The organism is Lichenibacterium minor (genome assembly GCF_004137685.1).
GTDB lineage: Bacteria > Pseudomonadota > Alphaproteobacteria > Rhizobiales > Beijerinckiaceae > Lichenihabitans > Lichenihabitans minor.
This window is the reverse complement of record NZ_QYBB01000102.1, coordinates 1-5,309: the sequence shown is the minus strand read 5'-3', so window position 1 is coordinate 5,309 and position 5,309 is coordinate 1. Positions and strand designations below refer to the sequence as shown.

8 protein-coding genes are annotated in these 5,309 nt (G+C 65.5%); 5 read left to right on the top strand and 3 right to left on the bottom strand.

Annotated features, from left to right (window positions below; genetic code table 11):
• Nucleotides 1–107: 107 nt before the first annotated feature.
• The gene (locus tag D3273_RS30115) at nucleotides 108–287 is read left to right on the top strand and encodes a hypothetical protein (RefSeq protein ID WP_487343519.1); all 180 of its coding nucleotides are present in this window, start codon (nucleotides 108–110) and stop codon (nucleotides 285–287) included.
• Between the two features lie 4 nt (nucleotides 288–291).
• On the top strand, nucleotides 292–861 hold the full coding sequence (locus tag D3273_RS27160) for a hypothetical protein (protein WP_129230095.1): 570 nt from the start codon (nucleotides 292–294) through the stop codon (nucleotides 859–861).
• 86 nt (nucleotides 862–947) lie between these two features.
• Here D3273_RS27160 and D3273_RS27155 read toward each other — a convergent pair whose 3' ends face one another.
• From D3273_RS27155 to D3273_RS27145, 3 genes are all read right to left on the bottom strand, one after another.
• Complete coding sequence (locus D3273_RS27155) at nucleotides 948–1,184, bottom strand: hypothetical protein (protein ID WP_129230093.1); 237 nt, start codon at nucleotides 1,182–1,184, stop codon at nucleotides 948–950.
• A 412-nt stretch (nucleotides 1,185–1,596) separates the two neighbouring features.
• Nucleotides 1,597–1,926 (bottom strand): hypothetical protein, encoded by a 330-nt coding sequence (locus tag D3273_RS27150; RefSeq protein WP_129230091.1) that lies wholly within the window; start codon nucleotides 1,924–1,926, stop codon nucleotides 1,597–1,599.
• A 212-nt stretch (nucleotides 1,927–2,138) separates the two neighbouring features.
• On the bottom strand, nucleotides 2,139–2,408 hold the full coding sequence (locus D3273_RS27145) for a hypothetical protein (protein ID WP_129230089.1): 270 nt from the start codon (nucleotides 2,406–2,408) through the stop codon (nucleotides 2,139–2,141).
• 495 nt (nucleotides 2,409–2,903) lie between these two features.
• Between D3273_RS27145 and D3273_RS27140 the strand changes: the two genes are divergently transcribed.
• From D3273_RS27140 to D3273_RS27130, 3 genes are all read left to right on the top strand, one after another.
• A complete protein-coding gene (locus D3273_RS27140; RefSeq protein WP_129230087.1) occupies nucleotides 2,904–3,233 on the top strand; it encodes a hypothetical protein in 330 nt (109 codons plus the stop codon).
• A gap of 364 nt (nucleotides 3,234–3,597) precedes the next feature.
• On the top strand, nucleotides 3,598–4,395 hold the full coding sequence (locus D3273_RS27135) for a hypothetical protein (protein ID WP_129230085.1): 798 nt from the start codon (nucleotides 3,598–3,600) through the stop codon (nucleotides 4,393–4,395).
• Between the two features lie 404 nt (nucleotides 4,396–4,799).
• On the top strand, nucleotides 4,800–5,108 hold the full coding sequence (locus tag D3273_RS27130) for a hypothetical protein (protein WP_129230083.1): 309 nt from the start codon (nucleotides 4,800–4,802) through the stop codon (nucleotides 5,106–5,108).
• The last annotated feature ends 201 nt before the right edge of the window (nucleotides 5,109–5,309 follow it).

Below are 5,309 nucleotides of genomic sequence, written 5' to 3'. Positions count from 1 at the left end.
TCTCGACCCGCTACGAAAAAACCGCGACCTCGTTCCTCGGTGTCCTGGCCCTCGCCGCAGCCGTGCAGTGGATCAAGTGCTAACAGGACCTAGACGTATATCGGGACATAAACGCCGTATTTCAGAAAACTCTAGAGGCGCAGGATGATTTCGACATCCCACCTCCAGCTTTCATCCACCTCCGTAACGCTCATTGGTTGCTCAGCGATGGAAAGACCCTCTATAGAGATGGACGCCTCTGGAGAGGACGGCTATCAAGTGTGGACGGGTTCTCCATGGGGACCTAGCGCCATGCGTCTTGCCCTCGCCGCCCTGCTCGCCTCGATGGTCGCCGTCCCAACCTGGGCCGCGTCGCCGCAATATGGCGCTTTCCCGGCCGAGCCCGCCTTCACCGGCCGCGCGGCACCTCTGATCCTGGACACGGCGGACGCGAAGACCTACCGGACTCGGCTCCGCGAGGGCGTGGCGCAGCGCCCGAACTTCGACGGTCACTACAGCTTCGTCACCTGGGGGTGCGGCTCGGGCTGCGAGATGGGCGCCGTGGTGGACCAGATCACGGGCAGGGTCGCGTTCGTGCCCTTCTCGATGTGCTGTGCGGACAGCTACTTCTCGGAGCCGGACTTCGACTACATGAAGTTCCGGCGGGACAGCCGGCTGATCGTCTTCACCGGCAAGCGCGACGAGGAAGGGCCGGAGGGACGATACTTCTACACGTTCGAGAACGGTCAGTTCCGGGCGATCGCCTCGGCCTCGGCGAAGGTTCAGGCGTCCGACCCGCCCGTGCCGAGCACGCCGGTGTGTCGGGACCTCCATCTCGATGAGAACCGCCTCGCCTGCTACGACAAGCAGGCCGGGCACTGAGGTCGCGCCGTCCGCGCCCGAGCCGGTGCACGATTCGGCGGTCGTGAGCGTGAGGGCGGATTAGACTGTCACGGCGCAAGCGTCGTTCAGTAGAGCCAGCCCTTCGCCCTAGCGACAATACGCGCCGCGACTGCGGCCGCCCGCAGGTCCGCGGCGTGGTCGCCCTCCGCGGCCCATCGCTGGTCCCGGACTTCGACCTCGTTCCGTGCGTCGCCCGAGAACGCGAAGGCGACCCGGTGGCCGTCGGGGTGGCGCGCCACGGCCGTCCTGTCGCCCTCGGCCTTCGCCGTCCAGATGATCGCGTCGTCGCTCGTCAGGCCCATGCGCCGTCGCTCCCGGTCCGCCGCCACCCTGCCACGGCCTCGTGACCTCGGCCTACCTGTTCATGGGTCGCGTCGGCGCCGCGGCGCACATCGTCCGCCCGGGCGAGATCGACGAGCGCATCCCGGCGCGCGAGCAGATCCGCATTGGTATCATATCGTGGGGGCGCTGGCCGCGGTCGGCCTGATGGCGGTCTACGCGCCGGAGATCCTGGCCCTGCTGCGCGGCCCGCCGATGCGCGGCGACGTGCCGGCGCGGTTGGTGGGGTAGGTCCGCAGGTCGCGCACCATCATATCATTATGCCATTGTGCCCCGCTCGCCCTCACCGGCGGACGGGGCATTTTCTGCGTTCGGCGAGCGCCCGGGAAGGGCAGTTGTCAGGCGTCCGGCACGGGGCAGAACTCGCTTGCCGACTCAGCGGCAGTACCGTGGGATCACGACAGTCCTGATCCGATCAACCGTGCTCTGCTGGTTCGCGATGACAGTCGGGTCAGGGTATCCACATAGAACCTGCTGTCTTTTGAAAAGTGCAAGATGCTGGACGTAGGCGTTGAGCACACGGTGAGCGGCAGGGCACATGATCGGATTGCTCGCGTCGCTCGGCTTGAGCACCACGCCCAGCGAGATCGCCTCCCGGAGTTTGTTGAAAGCGATAGCGCTCGCCTCCGGACACGTTTCAGCAGAAGCAGCGCCGCCGATGGCGACCAGAGCCACCAACGTCAAGGAAGGCAAAACGCGTCGCATGGAAAGTCCTTCGGCCGGGTAGTCGAGATAATGAGTTTTCCGTCCTCAGGCTGTCACCCCTTATCGCGACCGGGCGGCCTGATTGCGCCCACGGTCGCATTTGTTGGCGTCCGGCGCGCCCGGACGCGCTTTGGCCAGGGCGGTCGTCGCTACCACGGCCAGCATGGCAAGGACAGAGAGGGGCGACGGCCGTGGCGGCCAGAAATGGCTCTTCAGCACGCGCCGCCGCGCGGCTTGCCATGGTGGACGATGGGCGGTAGCCCGGCCGCCTGTCGAGCCTCGGCCTCTGCGCTGCACCGCTCCACGTGCCTCGCGGCCATGGAGTACGTCGCGATGATGAACAGGATTGGCAACGCTCCGATGAGTGTGACGCAGCCCATCATAGGGGTCCTGCGCTGGACGACGGCGAACACCAAGCCGCACAACAGGACCGTCGAGTACAGCCCCACCAGCACCCACAGGACGGCCGAGAACCCGGTCATCGCTTGATGATCCTCACTACACGGATAGCGCTGCCGCCTACCGCGGCGCCACCCCGACGGCGACGATGAACATGGCGACGCCGAAGGCGATCATCACGAGCCCGTCGGCCAAGGCCCAGGCCGAGCCCGTCGGCCCAGGCCGAGCCCAACCTCCGCCTGTTCCGCGCGCCGCTGATGTAACCGACCCCGAAGGCCAGGCCCGCCGCGCCGGCCATCAAGGCCAGGATGTAACCGGTGATCATGGTCGTCGTCCGTGGCTCGCCGCCGCGCACGGCTACGTGAGCTTGACGGAAAGGGATGGTCAGCGCCAGCCGCCCGAAGACGACATCTCGCGAGTCATGGGTACGGATGCGCTCGGATCTCCGTCGCATCGGCCAGCTTCACCGCGTCCTTGATCGTCGTGCCGCTGCCCATTGTGGTGAACAAGCATCCGACAGATCGACATGACTACCACGCATGATACGCTCGAATATGACGTCTCCATCGAGCCCAAACATGCGCCGCACCCTGATTGCTATCCTGTTCATTGTTCCCTTGCTGGCTCCCGCCTACGCAAGCGCGCAAAACGCACCCCCGACGTGGTGTCCCGCCATGGATCCGCTCATCGACAAGCTGCAGGCCATGCAGACAAGCAGCCGAGCCACGGGCGCTGCGGGGGCCGAGCAGGACTGCAAGGCCTTCTCAGAGCTGACGGGGGTGTTGAACCAGATCGTCTCGACCCTGGAGACGTGCAAGCGCCAAGGCGGCGTAGGGCTCGATCCGACCATTCAGCAGTTCACCACGATACGGAGCCGAACACTGGCGTCTCGTGCAGGCTGCACCTGACCATAAGCCGAGGCCTGGCAAGCCGCAGGGGTCGGCGAACAGGTCCCCGCGCGCCCGCCGGGCACGCACCGTCACGGCGCAGCGGCAACACCCGCCTCACAATCCCCTTCGGCCTCGCTTAACGCCTGCCCCAGGATCGGCGCCAGCGTGACGGCGCCGGCCGCTTCGACTTGCCGAAGGAGGACCAGGGGTGTCGCGAGCGCCGCGCGGGCCGCCGTGACGGTCGGATCCCACAGGCGACGCCGCGCAGCCAATCTGAGCGGGGTGACTTCACCCCGGCAATGGTCGGAAACGGATGAACTTCGCCACTATGCAGAGGTTGAAGCTGCAACACGCAGCAGGCGTGGACAGGGTGGAGGCATCAATGGCGACAGCGAGCAACGACGTGATCTCGGTCGATCCCGCGCCGGCCTACAGCGGCGGCACGTTCGCCATCACCGGGCACGCATCCAGCCCATCCGGGGTCCAGAGCGTCATCTTCCAAGGCTTCGGCAAAACGGGTCAGACCACCCTCGGCACGACGTCCGTGGACGCGAATGGTAACTTCTCATTCCAACTGCCCGTCGCCGGTACCTCGTATGACAATATAAGGACGACGGAGAAGAACAATACCGGAGCCGAGAAGGTAGCGCAAATCGAGTTTAGTCTCGACGGACAGTGGTCGGGCTCCCCACCTATCGCGGCGTCGGATGAAGAGTTCACGAACTTGGGTGCGCGCACCCAAACTTTCTATCTGCGGGCGGATGGGTCGGTCAGAGAGCAGGATACGTATGGCTTGGAGAGTCGGGAGCAGACAAGGCGGGTAAATAACGACGACGGATCCAACGCCATCTCGATCATGGCAGGGGGCGTCACGGTGCCGACCTTCCAGTACGATACGATCCAGAATTCGGCACAGCCGAGCAACACCTTCGTCTTCGATCCCGGCCACGGTCTCGACATCGTCAAGCAATTCCGCGGAAACGGCGCCGACCATGACACGCTGAGCTTCAAGGGCTCCGACTTCGGCAACGACATCGCCACCGTTCTGGCGAACACGCATCAATATCGAGGCGTGGGCACCTACATCGTGGATCCCGTGTCGGGTGATGCGGTCCGGCTGACGAACGTTTCCAAGGCGGAGCTCGCGGTCAACACCGGGGACATAACATTCCACGCTTGACGTGGTGTACGGAGCGGTCGGCTCGGTGCAGGCCGTGAAAGCCGAGGCCGACGCGCTGGAGGAGTTCGAGGGACCGCTCGGGAGGGCGCCGAGAAGGGCTTTGGCATCCAGTCGAGGGGACACGGTCCGCAGGCTCAAACCCGCGTCCCGCCGGACGTCGGAACAAGCTTTCCGACAACCCATTCTGGATGCCAGGGGCGCCACGCATCCGACTGCCGGAATGCGCCCGTTACGAGACCGGAGAAATCCACGTGGTCAGAACGATCGGCCTTGCTGCCCTGCTGTGCTGCGGCTCATGCTTCGCAATATCCCCGTCGTCTGCCGACCAGCCCGGCCTGCGACCCGAGCCGGCCCAGGCGGGATCCAGCGGGACGTCGGCACCGCAGGGAGCCCAAAATGCGGACGTGACCCACGTCGTCGACGTCAAATGCGCTTCGGTCGCGGCCGCCGCAGTTTCAAGCGCGAGAAAGGCATCGTCCGCCAAAGAGGAGGGCCAGGATAGCGAGCTGGTGGAGCTCACACGGGCCCGGGCCCAGGCGTCAGGCGCAGTCCTCGGGATATCGGTGGATCAGGTGAACAAAGAGGTGGATGAGGGGTCTGCGAAGATCCTGAGGAATCTGACGAAGACGAACGGTCCTTCGGAGCTGAAGCAGGAGCAGCTGGACCTCGGCCGGGTGCTGGTCGAGTGCGCCATCCTACAGACGAAGAAGTGAGCCGCGGCGGACGCGGACTGGTGCACTCGACCCTCGCCCTCATCGCCTTCGCCGTCGGTCTGATTGCCCGGTCGCGGCCGGCGCGATAGCGTCGAGACCCGTACAACACTCAGCCCCCCGGACATCGCCCATGCGCTTCGCCCTCACCGCCGTCGCCCTGATGGCGGTCGCTTCGCCGGCGCGAGCGGAGCAGATCCGGTG